This is a genomic window from Gemmata sp. (assembly GCF_051859125.1).
Classification (GTDB): Bacteria; Planctomycetota; Planctomycetia; order Gemmatales; family Gemmataceae; genus Gemmata.
Window position 1 is genome coordinate 1 of record NZ_JBHYGG010000272.1, and the last position, 23,731, is coordinate 23,731.

The following is a 23,731-nucleotide window of genomic DNA, read 5'->3' on the forward strand; positions in this document are numbered from 1 at the left end:
CCGTGATACACACAAACCCTTACACGCCCACTACTTCATAGTGCGTGAGCCCTACCCCCGACGGCGCGCCCGCGAGCGGTTCGGGGGCGACGGTGCTCCCGGTCGCCGCGGCGACGGCCGGCACCACGCCCTGCTCGACCAACTCGCGGAACCGCTCGCGGGCCGCGGCCGGTTCATCGACCACCGCGATAACGGTTACTGTCCGCGTCCCGTCACAACTGCGGGCGATCAGGCCGCCGACCGGCGCGACGCTCGGCGGTTGCTCGGCGGCCGCCCGCACCCGCTTCACGACGGCGCGCTGCGCCTGGTGCCGGCCCCACACGGCGAGCGGCGTCGCGAACCCGCCCCCGACGATCTCCGCCGCGAGGCACTCTTCGGGATGGTCGGCGTATACGACGAGGCCGTGGTACAACCGCTGCTGCTCCTCGACTGAGGGCCGCGGCGTTGCGGTCCGGTCCCACAGCCCCAGGAAATCGAGTTCGAGGAGCGTCGGCGGTTGTGGCGCGTCACCCACGGAAGGTGCGGTCGGATCATGCGGCGCGATTTGCACGCCGGGACCCGCGGCGTCGCGCCGTGAGCAGCCGACGAGGGCGACGAATAGCGCGAGCAGGGCCGTTCGCATTCGCGGGGGCTCCACACACTTACGGACACCGGCCGCTCGCCGTTTCACCCCTCAAGCCTACTCTGTCTGCAACCACACTGCCACCCGCGAGGCCGCCATGTTCACGCTCTCCGCGTTCGCCGACGAGATTTCCCCGGACCCCCGCGAGCAGCTCTCCGTCCTGAAAGCGTGCAACGTCCGCCACATCGAGTTCCGGTCGATCTACAAGACCAACGTGCTCGTCCTCACGGACGCGCAGATCAAGGAGTTCAAGGCGCTCCTCGACGGCGAGGGGTTCAAGCTGTCGGCCATCGGGTCGCCGGTCGGCAAGATCGCGATCGACTCGCCGTTCGAGCCGCACCTCGACAAGTTGAAGCGGGCGGTCGAGCTGTGCGGCGTGTTGGGGACGCCGAACATCCGCGTGTTCAGCTTCTACCCGCCGGGCAACGACCACAACTTCAACCCCGCGGACTGGCCGGCGCACCGCGACGAGGTCGTGCGCCGCATGGGGGCGATGGCCGAACTCGCCGCGGCCAGCAAGGTCGTGCTGTTCCACGAGAACGAGCACCGCATCTTCGGCGACTCGCCGGACCGGGTCCGGGACGTGCTCGCGTCGGTGAACAGTCCCGCACTGCGGGCCGCGTACGACGCCGCGAACTACGCCTACGGCGACTTCGACCCGGTCGAGGGGTGGGAGAAGACGAAGGAGTTCACGTCGCACTTCCACATCAAGGACTGGAAGCGGGGCGGGCCGGCGGCCGGGCACGAGCACGGGGTCATCGCGGGCACCGGGGACGGCAACATCGCGCACAGCACCCGCGACGCGGTCAAGCGCGGGTACCGCGGGTTCGCGGTGATGGAGCCGCACCTCCGCGGCGGCGGCCCGACCGGCGGCGTCACCGGCCCGGACCTGTTCCCGTACGCGGTCGAGGCGTTCCGCAAGATCCTCCGCGACTCCGGCGGCTCGGAGGGGTGACCGGGCGCGGCAAGGGAGGACAAAAGTGGAGCGGACACCGCCCAGATAGCAGGTGGCGAACCCTGAGCGCCAGCGAGGGGGTGAGCGTCACCCCCTCGCTGGCGCTCAGGGTTCGTCCGGAGTCGTTCCCCGCGGTCTCCTCAGCAGGTATTCCGCTTCCCCTTTCGTGGTGCCCGCGTGTCGCACGACCTGAGCCTGGAGCCCGTTCTGCGGGCCGTCGAACCGGCCGTCCGCCTCGTCCCTGAGCGGCACCTCGGGCAGGTCCGCAACTACCTCATCGACACCGGCGCGGCACTCCCGACGAACACGAAGCTGCCCCTGTGGGTGGCGCGGGCCGACCTCGAAGAGGCGGCCGTGCTGCCGGCGCACGTCCTCGCCGGGACCGAGCCGGCCCTGCTCCTCGTCACCGACCCGAACGACCGGATGATCGAGCGGCTCCCGCGCGAGGAGCAGCTCCTCACGTACTGGGAGGTACTGTTCGAGGCCGCGGTGATGCGGGCGATCAACCGCAAGCTCGAAACCGGCGCGCTCACCGTGGGCGACTGCTCGAAGCGCCTCGCGCAGTTCGGGCCGCCGGCCGCCCGCGAGGTGCGGTACGTCCTGGAGTCCGAGCACCTCGTCTCGCCCGAGGCCCCCGACCCGGCCCGCTACCGGGCGTTCGCCGCGACGTATCTCGCGACGGCGAAGTTCTCGCACCACAGGCTCGAAGACCTGTTCCCGAGCCTCCCGCACGACGGGTCGGTCGAGCGGGCGCTCGCCGGGGACGTGGACGCCGCGGCACTCTTCGAAGCGACCCGGCCGGCCGGGGCCGCCGCTCCGCACGCCGAGCCGCCGCCGGACGAGCGGTGGTCGGGCGCCGACCCGGTTCAGCAGGTCGCGGCCGGGCCGCCCGAGGAGCCGAGTAAGTTGCTGGGCCGGGCCGCCGAGGCCGAGCGCAAGGGGAACAACGTACGCGCCGCGATCCTGCGCTCGCACGTCGCGGCCGCGGCCACCGGGGACGGCCGCGAGAAGGCGCTGGCCGGTGCCCGCGAGTCACTCGGCAAACTGGTCGACGCACTGGGCGACATGTTCCACTGGGACCGGGACACGCGGCAGGAGTGGCGGCAGGCGCTGGGGCCGGTGCTCGACGCCGCGTGGGCCGGGGTGTGGCCCCGGGCCGCCCGGTGCCTCTACGAGCTCCAGAAGATCCCGGCGGACCTGTCCCGTGAGGTGTTCGCCGTGGACCTCGCGGAGTCGATCCGCACCCTCGGCCGGAGGCCGGTGAAGCGCCCGCTCCCCCGGGCCAAGCCGGTCCTCATCCTGATGGGGCTGCGGCGGGCTCACGGGCAACTCGTGCGGGCGGCGCTCGGCCCCGCGGCGCACCTGCGGGTCGACCGCTTGCTCCACCACCAGCTCCACGAACTCGAACACGAGATCCGCCGCGACCTCGGGCCGGTCGTGGGGGCGGCCCTCGCCGACGCGGGGCTGGTCGCGGCGAACACCGTCGAGGAGGTCGCCCGCGACAAGCTCGTCGCCGAACTGCTCGACCGGGTCTGCGCTTCGGGCTACCTGCGGATGGGCGACCTGCGCGACGCGATCGCCCGGAACCGGCTGAAGATGCCGGACCTCCGCGGGGCCGGCGAGTTCGTCCGCGGCGACCCGCTCCTGAGGGCGGACCAGACCCTCGCCGTGTCTCTCGACGGCGTCTACCGCCGGGGCGAGGTCTATCTGAGATTGCTCCAGCGCGCGAGTTCGCTGTTCTTCGCCACGCCGTTCGGCCGGGCGCTGTTCCTGTACCTGGTGCTCCCGTGCGTCGGCGCGTTCATGGTCGTCATCGGCGGCCAGGAGATGCTGCACATCGGCGAGAAGGTGTACGGGTTCGCCGCGAAGACGGTGACCGGTAAGCCCTGGCCGCCCCCGCCCGCACCACAACCCCCGCCGGTGCCTCAGCCGCCGAGGGCCGATCCCGTGGTCGCCCTTCCCGACGGCCGGGCCACCAGCGACGAGGTGGTCGTGGACGAGGAGACCGGCGAGTTCCAGTGGGAGGACGCGCCGCACCCGGTGAACATCGTCCGCGACGTCCTCATCCCGTCGCAGGTCTCGACCAAGAAGGAGGGGAACGCGACCCACTTCCACGTCCCGTGGGACTGGGTCGCCGGGGCCGGAGTGTTCATATTCCTGATGATCCACGCCCCGCCGGTGCGCCGCGGGGTCGTCGCGACCGCACGCGCGCTGTGGCTGGTGGTCCGCACCGCACTCTGGGACGTGCCGACCCGCGTGGTGCGGTCGCGCGTGGTCCGCGACTTCCGGCTCAGCCGCCCGGTCCGCGTGCTGCGGCGGTACTTCTGGAGCCCCCTGCTGCTGACGGGCGTGATCGTGGGCGGGCTCCTGCTGTTCGGGGCGAACCCGCGGTTCCTCGCGAAGTGGGGGTGGGCGGTCTGGGCCGCGCTCACGCTCGCGTACAACACGCCGTGGGGCTGGGTCGTGCAGGACCGCGTCGCCGAGGCCGTGTCGGACTGGTGGCGGGTGATCCGGGTGAACCTGATCCCCGGCCTCATCGCCACGATCCTCGACTGGTTCCGCCGCCTGGGCAACTGGGTCGAGCGGAAGCTGTACGCGGTCGACGAGCGGCTCCGGTTCCGCGGCGGCGACTCGCAGGGGTCGCTCGTGGCGAAGGCGGTGCTGGGCCTCGCGTGGTTCCCGGTCGCCTACGTGTTCCGGTTCGCGTTCTACCTGCTCATCGAGCCGCAGGTCAACCCGGTGAAGCACTTCCCGGTCGTCACCGTGTCGCACAAGTTGCTGCTCCCGCTGGTGGTGAGCGAGCACCCGGTGAGCGAGCCGTCCACGCTGGGCGCGCTCCTCGTGGGCCAGATGGGGTGGGGGGTCGAGAAGGCGAACTTCTGGGCGTTCTGGATCGTCGCCGGCGTCCCGGGCATCTTCGGGTTCATCGCGTGGGAGCTGCTCTCGAACTGGCGGCTGTACGCGGCGAACCGGGCCGACCGGCTGCGGCCGGTGACCCTCGGGTCGCACGGCGAGTCGATGCGCGGGCTCCTGCGCCCCGGGTTCCACTCGGGCACGGTCCCCAAGCTGTTCCGCAAGCTCCGCACCGCGGACCGGGCGCGGGCCGGCCGCCTGCACCACGACCTCGAACACGCGGCCGAGGGCGTCCACCGGTTCGTCGACCGCGAGTTGGTTCACCTCCTCGCGCGGTGCCCCGACTGGAGCGGCGTCGCGCTCGCCGTCGGGGCGGTGCGGCTCGGGTGCCAGCGGGTCACCATCGACCTCCTCGCGCCGTCCCTGGGGCGCGACGCCTTCGTGCTCGGGTTCGAGAACGTCGGGGGGGAGATCGACGCGCGGGTCGAGCAGGTCGGGTGGGCCGACAAGCTGACCGCGGCGCAGCGGCGGGCGTTCGCGACGGCCCTCCGCGGCGTGCTGGACATGGGCGCGAGTGACCGGGTCAACGGTGACCCGCGGGGCGACGACGCGGCCCCGCGGGGCGGGGACTTCGGCGGACTGACCCGGCGGGTGTCGTGGGCCGAGTGGGGCGGGCACTGGAACGCGGCCCGGTAGTCGCGGCGGGCCGGCCCGCAAAAGTGCTGGGAAGCGGCCCGATTCGGGAGCGCGGCCGCGGCCGCGGCGTCCAACTCCCGTTTCCGGCCCGCGGCCGCGGGAAACCGTTGCGGGAAGTCGCTATCCGCTCCGGAATGGGCTACAATCCTCCACACAGGCTCGCCGACCTTCTATGAGACGCTTTGACATGCCTTCCGAATCCGTCGCGGGGTTCCTGGACCGGGCCCAGGCCAGCCGGGTCCTGTTCCCTGAGCAGGTCCAGCAGCTCATCACCCAGCCGGACATGCCCCAGTCCGACCTGAACACGTTCTGCGAGTACCTCCAGACCCGCGGCGTCCTCACGCGGTTCCAGGCGTCGGCGCTCCGGGAGCACCGGGGCCACGAACTGAGCTACGGCGGGTACCCGGTGGTGGACGAGGTCGGCCCGTGCCCCGGCGGCACCGCGTACCGGGCGCTGCACCCGTCGCTGCGGACCCCGATCGTCCTCCGCCGGCTCTCCCCCGAGTGGTTCGCCCCGATCGACAACCCGACCAACTACCTCGGCCGCGCCCGGGCGTTCGGCATGCTGGCGCACCCGAACGTCGTCCCGCTCCTCGACGCGGGCACGCAGGGCGACCAGATCTACCTCGTGATCGACGCGACGCACGAGTCGGCCGACCTGGAGACGCTCTCCAAGGAGATCGGCGGGGCGATGCCCGGGTTCCTCGCGGCCGAGTACGGGCGGGGGATCGCCTCGGCCCTCCGGGCCGCACACGAGCACGGGGGCACCCACGGCGACGTCCGCCCCGGGAACCTCGTCATCGGCCCGCTCAGCACCAAGACCAACGCGCAGGGCAAGGCCCGCCGCCGCCCCACCCCGGACGCGGTGGTCCGGCTCGCCGAACTCGGCCTCGTCCCCATGCGGCCCCCGGTCGCGGCTTTCCCGGTCAACGTGTCCCCGTACCTCCCGCCCGAGCGGCTCGACTCCCCCACCCACGAGTCCCGCGGCGACCTGTACTCCCTCGGGGCGACCCTCTACTTCCTCCTCACCGGCCGCCCCCCGTTCTCCGGCGACGGCCCCGAGTTGGTCAAGAAGATCCGCGAGAACGCCCCGACCCCTCTCGCGCAGCTCCGGCCCGACCTCCCCCCCGAGTTCGTCGCCCTCATCAACTCGGTGCTCGAGAAGAGCCCCGACAAGCGGCCGCAGACCGCCGTCGAAGTCGAGCACGCGCTCAACAAGTTCTGCCGCCAGGCGAGTGCACCGTCGGCCCCCAAGATGGCCCCGCTCGCCGCCCCCGCGTCGGCCGTCGGGGTGAACGGCTACGCCGCGCACGGCCAGCCCGAACTGGTTCCGGTGCCCGACGAGGGGCTCCCAGGGGCCGACCTCAGCGACGAGTGGGGCGTCAGCAACACCGAACTCGCCAGCGCGCAGGCCGGGGCCGCGTCCGAGCCCCGCAAGGTCCGCACGATGAGCACCGAGGAGAAGCGCCGCAGCCGGATGCTCCTCATGCTCGGCGGCGCGCTCCACATTACCGCCATGCTCATGCTCGTCCTGTGGCTCACCGGCGTCTTCGACCGCATCGGGAGCAGCGACGAGCCCGAGCCCGAGACCACAAAGCCCACCAAGAAGGCGAACGACGGCGGCAAGCCCAAGAAGAAGGCCTGACCGCCATGCCGATGCACGCATGCGTCTCCCAGGCGACGACGCTCCCCGGTTCGTTCGCCGACGACGTCGAGAACTACGCCGCCGCCGGGTGCCGGACCGTCGAGGTCTGGCTCACGAAGCTCGAACAGCACCTCGAATCGGTCCCCGCCGAGGGCACCCGGCTCGCGCTCCAGCAGCGGGGCGTGACCCTCGCCGCCGCCGCGTACCAGGGCGGGTTGCTCCTCAGTCAGGGCGAGCAGCGGGCGGCCCACTTCGACCACTTCAAGCGGCGGCTCGACCTGTGCCAGTTCTTCGGCGTCCGCACCCTCGTCCTCGCCGCCGACTTCGCGCAGCGGCCCGACCCGCAGGCGCTGGCCCGGGCCGTCGTGTCGCTGGCGCAGGCCGGCCAGTGGGCCGCCGCGTTCGGCGTGCGGCTCGCGCTGGAGTTCCGCGGCGACGCGTTCTGCTCGTCGCTCGACACGGCCCTCACCCTCGTCGAGCAGTGCCGCGAGCCGAACGTCGGCGTGTGCCTCGACGCGTTCCACTACTACAAGGGGCCGAGCAAGCCCGAGGACCTGGAGCGGGTGACGGCGGCGAACCTGTTCCACGTCCAGGTGTGCGACGTGGCCGGGGTGCCCCGCGAGGTGATGACCGACGCGGACCGCGTGATGCCCGGCGACGGCGACTTCCGCCTCGCGCCGATCGTGGACCGGCTCAAGACGATCGGGTACGACGGGGCCGTGTCGCTCGAACTGATGGACCCGGTCCTGTGGCAGACGAACGCGCAGCAGGTCGTGAGCCTCGGGGTCCAGGCCGTCGTGAGGTTGCTGGCGACGTGAAGCGCCCCCTTCCGCGGGTCGCCCCACCGGCCCCGACCGTCACCCGACCCACACGCCGCCGGTCAGCGGGTCCGGGTCGAACGCGAACAGCAACGGCGGGCTGCCCGACCCGGGCAGCGCCCCGCCCTTGAACGCGGACACCCGCTCGCCCGACGAGGTCAGCAGGTCCGCGGTGCCGTCCCCGTTCACGTCCCGCACCGCGACCCGCACGCCCGTCGATTTGCTACCGGCCGGGGGAGCGAAGGTGGCAATTTTCGTTCGCACCCCCGTCGTGACGAGCGCCTTGCCCGAGAACACCGACACGTTCACCGCGGCCGCCCCCCCGCTGCCGAGGATCAGGTCCGCGTACCCGTCGCCGTTCACGTCCCCGGCCGCGGTGAACCCGCGCGTGGCGTACGCCCCCCCGAGGGTGAACGTCGCGAACAGCTTCACCGGGGTCGCGCCCGGGGCCAGGCTCGGCCCCTTGTACCCGAACACCCGGGTGCCGGCCCCGTACAGCGCCGAGACGACCAAATCGGCCCGTGCGTCCCCGTCGAGGTCGGCGAGCGCCACCTGCGTGTTGCCCACGAACCTCGACGCGGTGTTCTGAACGGTCGCGAGCTTCTCGAACGTGCCCCCGCGGAACACATGCGCCCGCGGGCCGCCTTCGTTGGTGCCCAGCGCCACATCCGCGATCCCGTCGCCGGTCGCGTCGCCCACCGCGACGAACACGGCCCCCGTGTACGCGGTGGCCCCGAGGAGTTGCGGTCCCACCAGGGCGCCCGTCGAACCGTCGATGACGCGGGCCTGCGCCGGCCCCGTGGTGGTGACCGCAACCACGTCGGGAACCGTGTCACCGGTCACGTCGCCCACGGCGACGCGAACGCCGCCGGTGTAGCCCGTGCCGAACGGCGTGGCGGTGAACCGAACCGTGCGGTCGGCGTTGAACATCGTCACCTTCCCGACCTGCCCGCCCGCGGTGCCGACGGCGAACCGCTGCCCGACAACGGCCGGTGGCGGAGGAGGTGGGGGCGGAGGAGGCGGCGGGGGGGGCGGAGGAGGCGGGGGTGAAGTGCCGTTGAAGGTGAAGTCGTCGGCCGGCGTGTTCGCCGACGTGCCGTACCCGAAGAACACCTGCTGCCCGTTGGTGTCGGTGCGGTTGGTGCCGCTCTGGACCCGGACGTCCACCAGCCCGCTCGCGTGCGGCGGCGCGACGGCCACGACCTGCGAATCGGACACGACCGTGACCGACGTCGATTCGATCGTGCCGAACAGGACGTGGAGTTGCCCGGCCGCGCCGGAGAAGTTCTTCCCCGTGATGGTGACCGACGTGCCGCCGCCGACCGGCCCGCTCGAAATGCTCAGCCCGCCAACGACCGGCGTGAGATCGACGACCTCGAAGCTCGTCGCCGCAATCTGCTGGATTTGCAGGACCGCACTCATGTTCCACTGCGTGGACGGCGTCCCCTGGAAGTACATGTCGGAGCCGTTGTCGGCCACGATCATCCCGTAGTCCTTCATCGCCTGCGCGATCGCCCTCGCCTCCGGCGACCAGGTCGCCGGGATCACGAAGCTGGACTTCAACCGGAACCGCTCGCCCATCCGCGGCAGGTCGAGGGACGTGAGCGAACTGGCCTCGTGCGACGCCGGGTACACGAACGCGTCGCGGGTCTGCTGCACGGTCATGCGGATCGCGTGGTTGATGACCCCCTGCCCGCCGGCCGAGACCGGCAGCGCCTCGTCGGGCCGCACCAGCCCCGGCAGTATCGGCAGCCCGGCGGCGTCGGCCGACGTCGCGCCGATGGTGCGGAAGCTGTTCACCTTCAGGTCCCAGACCGAGATCTGGTACGCCCCCCACTGCCCCACCGGCTTGGTGCCGCCGTAGGGGAACGCGGTCTCGCTTGGCCGGACCGCCTGGTACAGTTCGTAGAGGACGTTCGCGGTCTTGTCGTACACGAGCAGGTGCGAGTCGCCGCGGGAGGCCGACGGGGCCGGGCCCGTGGCGCCGTCGCCCTCGATCACCACGGCTGCCGGGATCGGCACGGGCACGAGGTCGCTCTCGTCCGGGTAGCCGAACGAGGGCACGACGACGTTCACCTTGGGTACGGTGCTGTCGACGACGGTGATCGGGATGCCGTACAGCGCGCCGTCGGTCGCGGGGTTGCCGAAGTCGGCGTGCAGCTTGCGGGCGGGGTGAAGCGCCACGATGCGGTTGATGATGGCGTCGGAGTTGGACGCGACCGGGGCCGCCGCGATCACCTGGTTCCACGGGTTGTCGAGCGGGAACACCTGGTTCCCGAGGAACGTCGGGACGTACCGGGCTTCGAGTTCGTGGACGCGCAGGCGGGCACGGTGCGAGAGGTGTCGCAAGGGATAGCCCTTTGACTGGGGCGATCACGGGACGGGATCGGTTCGCGCCGCGCGGTGCGGTCCCGGGTTCGACGTGCGTGGGGCCGCGGGCGGTCGCGTGCCCGAACTCTAATGTACGCAGGGGCGGGGGCCAACCCCCCCTGACGGATTTTGTGGCAGGTGCCTGTCGAGAAACCCGACGTTCAGACGGGCGCAGAACCGGCCAGCAGAGGGCGCAGCTCCCCGGCCAGGAACACCGAGCCGGTAACGCACACGAGGTCGCTCACGCCCGCCGCGGCGCGCGCCGCGGCCCAGGCGTCGGCCGGCTTGGCGTGCGTGGTGAACGCCTTTCCCGGCGCGACCTCGGCGAGCACCGCGGCGAGCTTCTCGGGCGGCACCGCCCGCGGGTTCGCGTAGCGCGTCAGGTAGAAGCGGTCGAAGTACCCGGCCAGGATGCGCGTGATGTCCTGGTACTGCTTGTCGGCCGAGACCGCGAACACGACCGCCTTCTGTCCGGCGCCCGGGAACGAGTCGCGGAGCGTGCGGACGAGCGCCTCGGCACTCGGAGCGTTGTGAGCGGTGTCGAGGATCACCACCGGCCGCTCGGACACGGGTTCGATCCGCGCCGGCCAGCGAACAGTCGCGAGGCCGCGCTCCACCGCGGCGTCCGACACGGGCATTCCGCTCGCGCGGAGCAGGTCCAGAGCGGCCAACGCAGTAGCCGCGTTCTGAGCCTGGTGCGTGCCGAGCAATGCGAGCGGAAGCGATGTAACGGTCCGGTGTGGCGTGCTCACCGTCACCTCCTGCCCACCGGGGCGCGCCACCGAATCGGACCCGAAGTGTTGCCCGACTTCCCACAGAGGCGCGCGCATCTCCGCGGCGATCCGGCGCACGACGTCACGCGGGCCGGGTTGCGTCACGCCGCTGACCACCGGCACGCGGGGCTTGATGATGCCGGCCTTCTGGAACGCGATCTCTTCGAGCGTGTTGCCGAGTTGGGCCGTGTGGTCGAGGCCCACGTTGGTGACGACCGACACGAGCGGCAGGCACACGTTCGTGCTGTCGAACCGGCCGCCGAGCCCGACCTCGACCACCGCGACGTCGCAGCGCCGGTAGCAGAAGTGGAGGAACCCGAGGGCGGTGCCGATCTCGAAGAACGAGATGCCGGGGCCGCTGCCCGCTTCGAGCTCCCGCACGGCCGGCGCGAGTTCGGTGACGCGGGCCGCGAGTTCGGCGCGCGAGATCGGGGCGCCGTCGACTTGAACGCGCTCCTCGACGTGTTCGAGGTGCGGCGACGTGAACAGCCCGACGCGGTACCCGGCGCAGCGGAGCACCTGCGCGATCATCGCGCAGGTCGAGCCCTTCCCCTTGGTGCCGGTGACGTGGACGGTGCGGACGCGGTCGTGCGGGTCGCCGAGGAGCCGCAGCAGCGCCGCCATCCGTTCGAGCTTCAGGTCCGCGGGCTGGGCCGCCCGCACCTCGAAGTTGATGCGGCCGTACCAGAACGCGATGGCCTCGTCATACGTCATGGATGAACCGCGGAGAACGCAAAGAACGCGGAGAAGAACCAGAGAGAGAATAGGACTTTCGTCCCGTGTTTCTCCCCCGGCTGTTCTCCGCGTCCGCTGCGTTCTCCGCGGTGAATGCCTACCCTTGCACCGGCATGCACACCTGTTCCAGCACCTTCTCGGCCTTCTCCTGGATCAGGTCGGCGAGGTTCGGGAGCGGCGTGCCCTCGGGGAGCGACTCGCGGACGGCCGCGAGCCACCGGGGGAAGCTGTAGAGCTGCGCGAGCCCGTCGAGCGAGGCCGCTTCGAGCCGCACGTTCTTGCCGCGGCGCTCCGCGTCCTGCCACAGCGTCTTGCTCTTGCCCGTCATCGCGAGGTCGTCTTCGGGGCGCAACAGGATCAGCAAATCGACCACGACCGGCTCAGTGCTCATGACGCCGAGCTTCACTTCGAGGTCCTTCGGCTTGCCGTTGGCGCGGCCGAGGAACAGCCCGATGCCGACCTTCCACGGCTGGCCGTCCTTGCACGCCCAGTGCGCAATGGTGACCGCGCCGTAGGTCGGGTGCTCGCCGAACGTGAACTCGGGGACGACGTGCTGGAGCCGCCACGGGCCGACCTTCACGCCGTGCTCGTGGCAGGTGCTCAGGAACGCGCCGAGGCCGGCCTGGAGCTCGCGGGCCGCGCCGGTGAGGGCGCCCTCGGGTTCGAGCTTCCGGCGGGCGGCGCGCTGCTCCTGGTCCCAGAGTTCGCCGGGGGCCGGGGCGGTGCGGCTCGGCTGCTCTACCACAGCGGCGGGCGGTTCTTGGGCGACCACCGGAGCCGGAAACGGCACCGGGGTCGGCACCTCCGCGGCCGCGACAGCCGCGAGTTCCTGGCGAGCGGGGGGCGTGAGCCCCCCGGGGTTCGGCTCCAGAGCGGGCGGGACTTCTTCGGTGGTGGACTGGGCCTCACTCGGGGGGCTCACGTCCGCGACTCGCGCGACCACTTCCTCGGCCATCGGGAACTCGTCGCCCGGTTGCGCGACGATCTCGACGACATCGACCCGCTTGAGCGTGATCTCCGTCGGCTCCGCGACCGGTTCTTCGAGGTGCGCCGACACGCGGCTGACGGGCTGCTCGGCGGCCGGTTCGGTCTCGGGCAGGAACTCCGAGACGCGCGACTCGGGCAGTTCGGCCGCCGCGGGGGCGGGCATCGGTGTGGGGGCCGCGGCGACCGACTCGGTCGGGGTCGGGGCCAGCAGTTCGATGAACCCCTCGGGGAGCCGGGCCGCGGGTGCGGGTGCGGCCACTGGTGCGGGTGCGTCGTCCGGGCCATACACGAGGTGGTCGAACAGGTGCCGGCACTGCTGGAGCATGTCGCGGAGCGTCGGCTCGGTCTTCGCGATCCGCACCACCTGCTCGTCGGCGAACGGGAACACGTCCGGCACCGGGTCGCCGCCCGCGGGCAGCTCGTCGAGGCACGGCCGCAGCCGGGCCTCGCACACGCGGCGGAACAGGTCGGTGGACGGCGCTTCGAGGCGGATCGCCTTCACCGTGCCCTGCTTCGGGACGTGGACCGGGTTGTTGAGCCGGTCCTGGATGTACCCGTCGAGGCTCGGCACGAACCGGTTCCACAGGCCGCGCTCGGCGAAGATCAGGAAGCACAGCCCGTCGATCTGGTGCATCACCTGCACGATGCCGGCGAAGAACGACTCGGCGGTGCGGTGCGCGTCGTCGCTGCGGCGGGCCAGGAGCAGGTCTTCGAGCTGGTCGAACGCGACCACGACCGGCGTCTTGAGGCTGCGGAACACCTCCATGAGCGTCTTGAACAGCGCGAGAACCAGGTCCTGCCGGGTCGGGCGGACGTGGAACTCGAGTTCGGCGAACCCGAACGTGAGGAACCCGGCGAGGTCGGCCTCGTCGCGGAGCAGCGCCGCACGGGCGAACCCCTGGTAGATGTGCCGGCGCATGAGCCCGGCGGTGTTGTGCGCCTCGGTCTTCTGGACGTGCGCCGCCAGCAGGTCGAACGCCTTCTGGGGCGTCAGCCCGGCCTCCTCGAGCGCGCGGCTCAGCGGGACCGGCATGCGGGCGAAGCTCGAGTACCCCGAGAGGTTCTCGGCGAGCCACTCGACCCGCTCCTGCGCCTGCTGCGTGCCCAGGCCGAGTCGCCGCGCCCACCGGCCCAGGCCGGGCGGCGGGAACAGTTCGACTTTGTCGGCCGGGGTCATCTCGCGGAGCGCGACCCCGAGGAGCCGGCGGACGAGCTGGTCGCCGACGTACTCGAGCGGCCGCACGCCCTTCTGCTTCCCGCCGCCGAGGAGCGTGTCGATGATCTGGAACAGCAGGTACTCGAGGAAGTCGCTGTCCTTCTGGTACACGCCGGGGGTGACGAGCAGTTGCCACTGCCCGGCGGTGCCGTGCTTGATCGAGTGGAGCAGGTGCGTCTTGCCCGCCCCCTTGTTGCCGAGGACCGGCACGACCTCGCTGTGCGTGCCCGGGTCGTACCGGTACAGGTCGATGATCGCGTGGAGCAGGTCCCGCTCCCCCGCGAACAGCTCGGGGACGTGGTACCGGGCGCACACCTCGTCGTCCGGGTTGCGGGCGAAGTAGTTGCGGAACGGGTTCCCGGCCCGCTTCAGGACGTCGCGGGTGCGGCCGTTCAGGATCGGCTCGGCGGTGGCGGTTGCGGTCGTCATCCGGTTCCCTCCGGGTGTCGGAAGTCAGGGGTCGGGCGTCGGGGGGCTTCAGAGCGTGCCGCGGGCGGCCCGTGCGAACTCGGGCCGCACCCCGGCCTGGCGGAGCGAGGCGTAGTACGCGATCCCGTGGCCGTTCATCATCGCGAACGCGGGCTCGGGCATCGCGTACAGCGGGCCGGTCCACGCCGGCAGGGAGATGGTGCCGGCCGCAAACAGCGTGCGGAGGCAGTCGTGGAACGCGCCGATTGTCGGGGCCGGGTCGAGCACCGACAACGAGCGGTACAGTTCGGGGAGCGTGCAGTCGGTCGCCTCGGACCAGTCCGCGAGCCGCGCCAGAACCAGCGGCGCGAGATCGGTGGGGGCCGGTTCCGGGCGGGCGGCGTTCACCCCCGATGTCTGAATCGAAGCGCGATCGTCCAATGGGGCGAACGCCGCGGCTCGGTCGGGCTCGCGCGTGACGCGCGCCGCGGTCACCGCGGGCAGCACGCGCGCCACAGCGTCCTTCAGCCCCTGCAAGCTGTCGGCCATGTGCCGGGCGGTCGCGAGCAGTTCGCCGACCTCGCCGCGGCGGTCCTCCAGCACACGCACGAAGTCCTCGAGCACCTGCTTCGGGTTCACCTGGGCCAGCAGGTACTCCCACCCGGCGTCGGAGAGCGCGTACAGTTCGCGGCCGGCCCGACCCTTCGCGGGGTCCGCGGCGACGAGGCGCACGAACCCGTCGGCGACGCACTTGTTCACCGCGGTCTTGGCCGCGGACGTGTTCGGGAACAGGCCCGCGTCGGTCTTGGAGGCGTACAGCGGCTGGCCGCCGGGGTGCGCCGCGGCCCGGGTGAGCGCGTCGAGGATCTGCTGGGTGAGCTTGTCGGCCACGGGTCCGCTTCCGTGCGGGGCTTGGGGAATTCGCACCGATGCTACGCCGACCGGAACCGCGGTTTCAACCCCGATTGACGGGCCGCTTCGTTGCGGCGTGTAACCAGGTGCTCTGGGGGTCAAGAGGCCAGCGACCAGTAGGCCTGCCACCGAACGGAGGTCCGGACGCCGCCCCAACCGGCCGTCGGGCGTTCCTCTTCCGCCCACGGCCGCCCGGCGTCGTCAGCCACAACCCCAGGTTTCCGTCGGACCTTCGACCGCACTACTGCCCATCGCACACCCACGCGACGTGGCATGTGCGGGCGTTCCGCCGTGCTGCGCCCCCGTGGGGGTCGGCGCGAGGCCACCAACTATGGGTGAGGCGTGAAGCGGAGATGGAGTTGCCATGCGAGACGAGAGGTTGCGGGGTTGCGAGCCGTCGAGTCGCAAGTGCCGCCTCCGGGCGCTCAAGTGCCTTGAAAAGAACGCGCCTGCTGAATGTGCCTCCGAAACACACCAAGGAACTGCTCCAGTTCGTCTCGGCGGTGTTCGTCCCCCGCGATCGCGACGCTCCCAAAGTCAGAAGCTTCGCGTCGGCACCGAAACTCAACGGACGTCCATTCCCGCCAGTCGTGGCGCAGGTGCCGGACCACGCGTAGGCCGCCGGTCAGAAGCATTAGCCCGCAGCCGAACCCCGCGAACAGCCAGCGTTGCCACACCCCTTGCAACGCGCCGGTGACTTCGACCGTCAACCAACTCACAACGAGCGCGCACCCACAGAAGAAGCCACCTTGCTCCAAGTCGGACCACGGGAGGAACGGCTTACGAAACGTGCGGCGGAGTTCCTCGCCCGAGAACGCATCGAGTGGGATGTTGGTTTCGATCGTCTCCCAGGGTGCGATGGATCGAACGTGTAACGCCTCAGGGAAGAGTTCGTACTCCCAGCGGTTCCCCCGCACGGGTTCAACGGACGAGTAGCTCGCGATCGCCGGCATGTCACGTCCATCTCATGTTCGGGAATAGCGGTACCGTCAGGCGAGCCGGCTGCACTTCGCGCGCAGGAGGTGGTCGATCAACACGAGTGCGACCATCGCCTCGCCCATCGGCACGAACCGCGGGAGCAGGCACGGGTCGTGGCGGCCCTTTACGAGGATCTCGGTGGGGTCGCCGGTGCGGGTGACGGTGCGCTGCGACCGCGGGATCGAACTCGTCGGCTTGATCGCCACCCGGCACACGATCGGCTCGCCCGACGAGATCCCGCCCAGCATCCCGCCGTGGCGGTTCGTCTCGGTGCGGATGCGGGGGCCGCGCTGCGGCGTCCACACCGCCTCGTTGCAGTCCGGCGAGAGGTCGTTTGCGCCCGGCGGCGCGAGTTCGGGGGCGGGCCGCTCGTCGGGCACGAACACGTCGTTCGCCTCGCTGCCACGCATGCTCGCGACCGCGAACCCGGCCCCGTACTCGAAGCCGAGCACCGCCGGCAGCGACAGCAGCGCCTTCCCGAGGTCCGCCTTGAGCTTGTCAAAGACCGGCTCGCCCAGCCCCGGCGGGACGCCCACCGCGACCAGTTCGCACACGCCGCCGATCGAGTCGCGGTCCTTCCGGACGGCGTCGATCAGGTCGATCATTGCGGCGGCCCTGTCCGGCACCGGGCAACGGACCGGCGTGGCTTCGACCTGTTCGAGCGTGACGGCCGTTGGATCGGGGACGTCGGCCTTCACGCCACCCACCTGGGTGACGTACCCGAGGACGCGAATCCCCTCGCGCGCCAGGAGCTTCTTCGCGACGGAACCGGCCGCGACGCGGCACACGGTCTCGCGGGCGCTGCTGCGGCCGCCGCCGCGGTAGTCGCGGAACCCGTACTTCGCGTCGAAGGTGTAGTCGGCGTGCCCGGGGCGGTACTTGTCCTTGATGTCGCCGTAATCGCCGCTCCGCTGGTCGGAGTTGCGGAACAGCAGCCCGATGGGGGTGCCGTCGGTCTTCCCCTCGAACACGCCGGACATGATCTCCGGGGTGTCGGCCTCGTCGCGCTGGGTGGTGAGCTTGCTCTGCCCCGGCTTGCGGCGCGCGAGGTCGGGGAGCAGATCTTCGACGGACAGTTCAAGTCCGGCGGGGCACCCGTCGATAATACAAAGATACCCGGGGCCGTGGCTGACGCCGGCCGTGGTGACCCGAAACAGCTTACCGAACGTGTTACCTGCCATGCGGCCATTCTACGGCCGCGGGCCGGTTCCGGGAGGTTCCCCGATGAGGCTCGTCGTCGCGCTCGCACTCGTGGCGGGGTCCGTGGCCCTGGCGCAGGAGCCGAAGAACCCGGACCTGCCCAAGGAGATCCCGGTCCGGTACGGCGTCCCGCCGAAGGTCCGCAACTACCCGCAGGACTCCCCGAAAAAGGCGCTCCTGTCGGCGCTGGAGGCGATCGACCGCGGCGACGGGAACTACATCGTCGCGCACCTGATGGACCCCGGGTTCGTGGACCTGCGGGTGAACGACCGGGCCAAGCAGTACGAGGCGGACGTCGAGATCGAGTTGTCGCGGCTGCGGGACTTCCAGATCCGCAACCCCGAGAAGTTCGCGCCCTCCGACCGCCTGCCGACGGACCGGCCCAAGTTCAACGTTCTCATCACCGAGAAGAGCCGCGAGCGCGGGTTCCAGCAACTCGTCCGCGACGTGCAGCAGAAGTTCCTCGACGACCCGCTCGCGATCAAGGACTTGCAGAAACTATTGCGCGACGGGGCGGTCGCCGACACGGAGACCGGCGCGAAGATCACCCACGCGGACGTGAAGGACAAGGCGCTGTACCTCCGCAAGATCGAGGACCGGTGGTTCCTGGAGAACCGCCACGAGGACGCCCCGCCCCCGCCGATGGTTCCCGTCCCCGCCCCGAAGAAAGAGGGCATGTAGCCGCGGAATTTGAAGAGAGAAGAGTGTTGATCCGCAGATTACGCAGATGGACGCAGATTTGAAGTCAAAGAATCGGGGCTGAGGACGGCGAAGCAACGCAGTTCTCCTCGATTGCTCTCTGCTTCTATCTTCTGATTTCTAATCTGTGTCCATCTGCGTAATCTGCGGATCAACACTCTTCTCTGGTTTCTTCATGATCGACCTGCGAAGCGACACCGTCACGAAGCCGACGCCCGGGATGATCGCGGCGATGACCGCGGCAACCGTCGGGGACGACGTGTTCGGCGAAGACCCCACGGTCAACGAACTCGAGCGGCGCACGGCCGCGCTGTTCGGCCACGAAGCCGGCCTGTTCGTCCCCAGCGGCACCATGTCGAACCAGATCGCGGTGCGCGTCCACTGCCGCCCGCAGGACGAGGTCCTCCTCGAAACGACCAGCCACATCTACCTGTGGGAAGCCGGCGGCGCGGCGGCGCTCAGCGGCGTGACGTGCCGCACCCTCGACGGCCGCAACGGGCTCCTCGGCGAGGGCGACTTCGCGGGGAAGGTGCGGCCCGACGACGTGCACGCGGTCCGCACGCGGCTCGTGAGCCTGGAGAACACGCACAACCGCGCCGGCGGGACGGTCTACTCGCCGGAAGCGGTCATCAGCATCTCGAAGTGGGCACGGCAGCACGGGATCGCGATGCACCTCGACGGCGCACGCATTTGGAATGCGATCGTCGCAACGGGCGTGCCCGCGAAGACGTGGGGCGGCATGTTCGACACGGTGAGCGTCTGCTTCAGCAAGGGGCTCGGCACGCCGGTCGGTTCGGCGCTGCTCGGGCCGAAGGATCTCATCAAGCAGGCCCGGCGCTACCGCAAGCTGTTCGGCGGCGGGATGCGGCAGGCCGGGTTCCTCGCCGCGGCGTGCCTGTACGCCCTCGATCATCACATCGACCGGCTCGCCGAGGACCACGCGAACGCTCAGATCCTCGCGGCGGCAGTCCGAGACGTTCCCGATCTCACGCTCACCCCAGACACGGTCGAGACGAACCTCGTGTGGTTCGAGGTCGGTGGGAAGCTGGGAACCGCTCGCGCCGTGGCCGACCGCCTAAAGGCAGCCGGCGTGCTGGTGGCGGCGCTGGGCGAGAAGGTGGTGCGGATGGTCACGCACCTGGACGTAACCCGCGACCAGTGCGAGACGGCCGCGGCCGCGGTGCGGGCTCTCGCGAAGTGAGAGCCACGGGGTGAACTGAACCCCGTGGCTCGACGGGCGCCGCCTACTTCCCGTCCAGCCTGGTGACCACGACGGTGCCGTTGTCGTGGCCCGTGAGCACCGCCTTGCCGTCCTTGGTGAACGCGACGCAGTAGCCGGGCGACTTGATCGGCTTCACGAACTTCGGCTTGTCGGCGTCGAGCGCCCATGTCGTCACCTGCCCCGAGTACCCGCACACGGCGAGCGTCTTCGCGTCCGACGACCAGACCAGTGCGTAGGGGTCGTCGGTCGTCGGCCCGAGCCGCTTCATCTCGCCGGCGTCCTTCGGGTCCTTCACTTCCTTCGGCGGCTCCTTGGGCATGTCCTTCTTGTCCTTGGGCACGTCCTTCGCGTCCTTCTTGTCCTTGGGCACCTCCTTGGGCGGGTCCTTCTTGACCTCCTTCACTTCCTTGACGGCCTTCACGCTCCACACGCGGATGGTGCGGTCCATCGAGGCCGAGACGACCGTGTCGGCGTCGCCCGCGAACGTCACGCCGGTGACCGCCTCCTCGTGCCCGACGAGTTGCTTCAGCTCTTTCTGGGCCTTCACGTCCCACACCTTCACGACCTTGTCGGCCGAGGCCGAGGCGAGCGCCGTGCCGTCCGGCGAGAACGCGACCGCGTACACCGACCCGCCGTGGACGCCCAGCGCCTTCAGTTCCTTGCCGTCCTTGGGATCCCAGAGCTTCACCGACTTGTCGGCCGAGCCGCTGGCGACCGTCTTGCCGTCGGGCGCGAACGCGACCGCGTCCACGATGTCGGTGTGGCCCTTGAACTCGGCCGTCACCTTCGCGTCGGCGATGTTCCACACCTTCGCGGTCTTGTCCTGGCTGCCCGACACCAGTACCGGCTCCGTCGGGTGGAACGCGACCGCGTACACCGGCCCGGTGTGGCCCTTCAGTTCCTTCGTTTCCTTCAGGGTACCGTCGGGGTTGACCGCCCACAGCTTGATGACGTTGTCGAACCCGCCGGTGGCGACGGTCTTCCCGTCGGGCGACACGGCGACGGCATGGACGAGGGCCGCGTGGGCCTTGGCGGGGGTAGGTTGCTCGGCGTAAGCGGGCAGAACGAGCGGCAGGAGGCCCGCGAAGAGGGCCAGTTTGAAGCGAGTCATGGGAGGGAACTCCGTGAGGCGGCTTTGAAGCAAAATCCGAAGCTCGAAGTACGAAGCACGAACGAAGACAGCGAATCACCAGACTGATTTCGAGTTTCGTACTTCGAATTTCGGATTTCGGAGCAAAGCTCCGTGAGGCGGGGCACGCCGCACATTGTCCGCCACCCGCGGCCGGCCGCAAGGGGCATTTTCCGCGTACCATATCCCAACCATCCGCTTCTGCTCGCAGGTGCATCATGGACAAGATCTCCGTCTCCGACGCCCGCCGGGTCGAGGCCGTCGGCAAGCGCGTCCGGCTCCAGGGCTGGGTCCGCACCCGCCGCGACTCGAAGGGCGGGTTCAGCTTCATCGAACTGAACGACGGCTCGTGCCAGGGGAACGTGCAGGTCGTCGCCCCCGGCGAGTTGCCGAACTACGAGGCGGTGGTGAAGCACCTGCACACCGGCGCGAGCGTGAGCATCGACGGCGAGGTGAAGGCGTCGCCCGCCAAGGGACAGGCCACGGAGGTGCTCGCGACCAGCGTCGAGTTGCTCGGCGACGCCGACCCGGAGACGTACCCGCTCCAGAAGAAGGGGCACTCGATGGAGTTCCTCCGGGGGATCGCGCACCTGCGGCCGCGGACAAACACGTTCGGTGCCGTCGCCCGGCTGCGGAACCAGATCTCGAAGTCGATTCACGACTTTTTCCAGGAGCGCGGGTTCCTCTACGTCCACACGCCGATCATCACCGCGAGCGACTGCGAGGGGGCGGGCGAGCTGTTCCGCGTCAGTACCATCGACCCGGACGCCCCGCCGAAGGTCGACGGCAGGGTGGACTACTCCAAGGACTTCTTCGGCAAGCCGGCGTTCCTCACCGTGAGCGGGCAGCTCCAGGGCGAGACGTACGCGTGCGGGCTCGGGAAGATCTACACCTTCGGGCCGACGTTCCGGGCCGAGAACTCGAACACGCCGCGGCACCTCGCCGAGTTCTGGATGGTCGAGCCCGAGATGGCGTTCTTCGACCTGACCGACAACATGGACACCGCCGAGGCGTTCATCAAGCGGATCATCGCCGACGCCCTGAAGCACTGCGGCGAGGACATGAAGTTCTTCCAGGAGCGCGTGGACAAGGACCTGCTGACGCGGCTCGAAAGCGTGCTCAACACGCCGTTCCGCCGGGTGCCGTACACCGAGGCCGTCGAGATCCTGCTCGCGACCGGGAAGACGTGGGAGTACCCGGTGGCGTGGGGCAAGGACCTGCAGAGCGAGCACGAGCGCTACCTCGCCGAGCAGCACTTCAAGTGCCCGGTGATCCTCTACGACTACCCGCGGACGCTCAAGCCGTTCTACATGCGGTGCAACGACGACGGGAAGACGGTGCGGGCGATGGACGTGCTCGTGCCGGGGGTCGGTGAGATCATCGGCGGGAGCCAGCGCGAGGAGCGGCTCGACGTCCTCGAAGCCCGCATGCGCGAGCAGGGGCTGAACCCCGAGGCGTACTCGTGGTACCTCGACCTGCGCCGCTACGGCACCGTTCCGCACGCCGGGTTCGGCCTCGGCCTGGAGCGCACGGTGCTGTTCCTGAGCGGGATCGCCAACATCCGCGACGTGATCCCCTTCCCCCGCACCCCCGGCAATGCCGAGTTCTGATTCTGAACACTTGAACCGTTCTCATTGGTTCCGGACGATCCACACACCCCACGTCCGGAACCATTATGAAGTCCGGAATCAACCACACAAGACCGGAATAATTACTGTTAGATTGACCGAAGCATTTTACACCTGGTGCTTTGCGGCCGAGCAGCGCGGGACAACGTAATCCCGATCGAGTCCGGAACCATCGGGAGGCGCGGGCGGTTGCGGCTCACGCGGGGCTCCCGACCCCCATCGGGTGCACCTGTGGAGTTGGGCCGCTGGCCCGGCGAACCCTGAGCGCCAGCGAGGGGGTGAGGCGCCCCCCCTCGCTGGCGCTCCACGTTCGCCCAATTCGGCAGCCGTCCCCCCCCATCAAACTGACCTGAACGCACTGGACTCTGCCAGAATCTCGTGCAAGACTACCCGATGCGTCCCGGGTCCGCACCGGCCCCACCCTCCCCCGCCCGGGCTTCCCCATGCCCATCTCTCGCCGCGCCTTTACTCTGATCGAATTGCTGGTAGTGATCGCGATCATCGCGATCCTGATCGGGCTGCTCCTCCCGGCCGTGCAAAAGGTCCGCGAGGCCGCGGCACGCACGAAGTGCCAGAACAAGCTCAAGCAACTCGCGCTCGGGCTCCACGTCGCGCACGACGCGAACGGGAAGTTCCCCGCCGGCAACCCGACCTCGTTCACCACGCCGCTCTGCACGACCAACGGGGGCATCCAGAACCTGGCCGGGCCGCCGTGGACGGTCACGGTGCTGCCGTACCTTGAGGCGTCGGCCCGGTTCGAAGAGTTCAACAAGACACAGGGGTTCCACGGCTCGATCCCGGACGAACCGAGCTGGCCGCAGCGGACCCAGAACCTCGCACTCCAGCAGAAGCCCAACGCGGCGTTCCAGTGCCCGTCGGACCCGAACTCGCGGCCCGACATCCCCAACAACAACTACTTCGGCGTCATGGGCGGCGGGTCCGGGTCGGGCGACCCGAACTGGTGCGCGCCGCCGGCCCAGAGCGGGTTTCCGCAGCCCTACTTCTACTGGGTCATCTACTCGAACGGCGTGCTGTTCCAGAACTCGACGGTCCGCCTCACCGACGTGACCGACGGCACCACGAACACGTTCCTCCTCGGCGAGACGCGGTACCAGGACCCGCCGTCGTCGGCGTCGATCTACAAGAGCACCTGGGCGTCGGCGGCCCGGCAGCACGGGAGCAACTGGAACCGGCTCCACAACCTCGCCGCGACGCAGGAGGCGATCAACGCCCACCCCGGCGGCCCGTCGCAGTCGTGGGAGACCCGGGCGTTCGGGAGCTTCCACCAGGGCGGGTGCCACTTCGCCCGGGTGGACGGGTCGGTGAGCTTCGTCCGCGACACGATCGGGCTTGATGCGTACCGCCGCCTCGGTCAGAGGGCCGACGGGCAAGTTGCGGAGGTGCCGTGACGTGCTGACCCGAACCCTCGTCCTTGCCGCCGTCCTCGCCCCACTCGCAACGGGGTGCGACGGCACCGGTCGCCGCGAGCTGAGCGGCACCGTCACCTACGACGGCAAGCCGCTTCCGTCGGGGACGATCCTGTTCGAGCCCGACGCAACGAAGGGCAACGACGGCCCGCCCGGTTCGGCGACCGTGACGAACGGACAGTACCGCACCGACCCGGGCAAGGGGGTGACCGGCGGCCCGTACCGCGTCCGCGTCCAGGGCGGCAACGGGGTGAACGCGGGCGAGTTGAACCCGCACGGGAGCCCGCTCCCGCCCCCGACCGGCGAGTACCGGGTGAACGCCGACCTCCCGCAAGGCGGAACCTTCGACGTGGCGATCCCGCCGCCGTGAAAGAGGGCTGGTAAATGCTCGATCGAACTCCTCGGCCTCACGCGACCCACCAACCACCCGAGCGGTTCTCGACAGGATTGATTTCGAC

The 23,731-nt window shown here is 70.2% G+C and carries 17 protein-coding genes; 9 read left to right on the forward strand and 8 right to left on the reverse strand.

Features of this window, described 5'->3' with window-relative positions; all coding sequences use genetic code 11:
* Positions 1 to 19: 19 nt before the first annotated feature.
* Entirely contained in the window at positions 20 to 622 is a 603-nt protein-coding gene (locus ACTIGN_RS27075) for a hypothetical protein (protein ID WP_439629757.1), read from the reverse strand.
* Positions 623 to 719: 97 nt separating this feature from the next.
* Here ACTIGN_RS27075 and ACTIGN_RS27080 point away from each other — a divergent pair, with 97 nt between their 5' ends.
* The 4 genes from ACTIGN_RS27080 (at position 720) to ACTIGN_RS27095 (ending at position 7,589) form a co-directional block, all read left to right on the forward strand.
* Entirely contained in the window at positions 720 to 1,577 is an 858-nt protein-coding gene (locus ACTIGN_RS27080; protein WP_439629759.1) for a sugar phosphate isomerase/epimerase family protein, read from the forward strand.
* Between the two features lie 177 nt (positions 1,578 to 1,754).
* Positions 1,755 to 5,126, forward strand: coding sequence for a hypothetical protein (locus tag ACTIGN_RS27085; RefSeq protein ID WP_439629761.1), 3,372 nt, complete (start codon positions 1,755 to 1,757; stop codon positions 5,124 to 5,126).
* A gap of 187 nt (positions 5,127 to 5,313) precedes the next feature.
* Positions 5,314 to 6,771 carry a serine/threonine-protein kinase gene (locus ACTIGN_RS27090; RefSeq protein ID WP_439629763.1) on the forward strand — a complete coding sequence of 486 codons (1,458 nt, stop codon included), beginning with the start codon at positions 5,314 to 5,316 and terminating at the stop codon, positions 6,769 to 6,771.
* A 5-nt stretch (positions 6,772 to 6,776) separates the two neighbouring features.
* A complete protein-coding gene (locus ACTIGN_RS27095) occupies positions 6,777 to 7,589 on the forward strand; it encodes a sugar phosphate isomerase/epimerase family protein (protein ID WP_439629765.1) in 813 nt (270 codons plus the stop codon).
* 39 nt (positions 7,590 to 7,628) lie between these two features.
* On the opposite strand, the gene ACTIGN_RS27100 is transcribed toward ACTIGN_RS27095, so the two are convergent.
* The 6 genes from ACTIGN_RS27100 to aroC form a co-directional block, all read right to left on the reverse strand.
* Positions 7,629 to 9,938 (reverse strand): FG-GAP-like repeat-containing protein, encoded by a 2,310-nt coding sequence (locus ACTIGN_RS27100; RefSeq protein ID WP_439629767.1) that lies wholly within the window; start codon positions 9,936 to 9,938, stop codon positions 7,629 to 7,631.
* Positions 9,939 to 10,120: 182 nt separating this feature from the next.
* Positions 10,121 to 11,446: a bifunctional folylpolyglutamate synthase/dihydrofolate synthase gene (locus ACTIGN_RS27105; RefSeq protein ID WP_439629770.1), complete on the reverse strand. Its 1,326-nt coding sequence runs from the start codon at positions 11,444 to 11,446 to the stop codon at positions 10,121 to 10,123.
* A gap of 118 nt (positions 11,447 to 11,564) precedes the next feature.
* Positions 11,565 to 14,099 carry a hypothetical protein gene (locus ACTIGN_RS27110; RefSeq protein WP_439629772.1) on the reverse strand — a complete coding sequence of 845 codons (2,535 nt, stop codon included), beginning with the start codon at positions 14,097 to 14,099 and terminating at the stop codon, positions 11,565 to 11,567.
* 48 nt (positions 14,100 to 14,147) lie between these two features.
* Complete coding sequence (locus tag ACTIGN_RS27115; RefSeq protein WP_439629774.1) at positions 14,148 to 14,969, reverse strand: hypothetical protein; 822 nt, start codon at positions 14,967 to 14,969, stop codon at positions 14,148 to 14,150.
* 446 nt (positions 14,970 to 15,415) lie between these two features.
* Positions 15,416 to 15,943 (reverse strand): hypothetical protein, encoded by a 528-nt coding sequence (locus ACTIGN_RS27120; protein WP_439629776.1) that lies wholly within the window; start codon positions 15,941 to 15,943, stop codon positions 15,416 to 15,418.
* Positions 15,944 to 15,979: 36 nt separating this feature from the next.
* The gene (gene aroC / locus ACTIGN_RS27125) at positions 15,980 to 17,149 is read right to left on the reverse strand and encodes a chorismate synthase (protein WP_439629777.1); all 1,170 of its coding nucleotides are present in this window, start codon (positions 17,147 to 17,149) and stop codon (positions 15,980 to 15,982) included.
* Between the two features lie 43 nt (positions 17,150 to 17,192).
* On the opposite strand from aroC, the gene ACTIGN_RS27130 reads away from it, so the two are divergent.
* Both ACTIGN_RS27130 and ltaE read left to right on the forward strand, forming a co-directional pair.
* Entirely contained in the window at positions 17,193 to 17,849 is a 657-nt protein-coding gene (locus ACTIGN_RS27130; RefSeq protein ID WP_439629779.1) for a hypothetical protein, read from the forward strand.
* A gap of 193 nt (positions 17,850 to 18,042) precedes the next feature.
* Complete coding sequence (ltaE, locus tag ACTIGN_RS27135) at positions 18,043 to 19,068, forward strand: low-specificity L-threonine aldolase (protein ID WP_439629781.1); 1,026 nt, start codon at positions 18,043 to 18,045, stop codon at positions 19,066 to 19,068.
* 43 nt (positions 19,069 to 19,111) lie between these two features.
* Here the strand turns inward: ltaE and ACTIGN_RS27140 are convergent, their stop codons facing one another.
* Positions 19,112 to 20,200: a WD40 repeat domain-containing protein gene (locus ACTIGN_RS27140; protein WP_439629783.1), complete on the reverse strand. Its 1,089-nt coding sequence runs from the start codon at positions 20,198 to 20,200 to the stop codon at positions 19,112 to 19,114.
* A 236-nt stretch (positions 20,201 to 20,436) separates the two neighbouring features.
* On the opposite strand from ACTIGN_RS27140, the gene asnS reads away from it, so the two are divergent.
* From asnS to ACTIGN_RS27155, 3 genes are all read left to right on the forward strand, one after another.
* On the forward strand, positions 20,437 to 21,828 hold the full coding sequence (gene asnS, locus ACTIGN_RS27145; RefSeq protein ID WP_439629785.1) for an asparagine--tRNA ligase: 1,392 nt from the start codon (positions 20,437 to 20,439) through the stop codon (positions 21,826 to 21,828).
* A 461-nt stretch (positions 21,829 to 22,289) separates the two neighbouring features.
* A complete protein-coding gene (locus ACTIGN_RS27150) occupies positions 22,290 to 23,255 on the forward strand; it encodes a DUF1559 domain-containing protein (protein WP_439629787.1) in 966 nt (321 codons plus the stop codon).
* Between the two features lies 1 nt (position 23,256).
* Positions 23,257 to 23,643 (forward strand): hypothetical protein, encoded by a 387-nt coding sequence (locus ACTIGN_RS27155; RefSeq protein WP_439629789.1) that lies wholly within the window; start codon positions 23,257 to 23,259, stop codon positions 23,641 to 23,643.
* Positions 23,644 to 23,731: the final 88 nt, after the last annotated feature.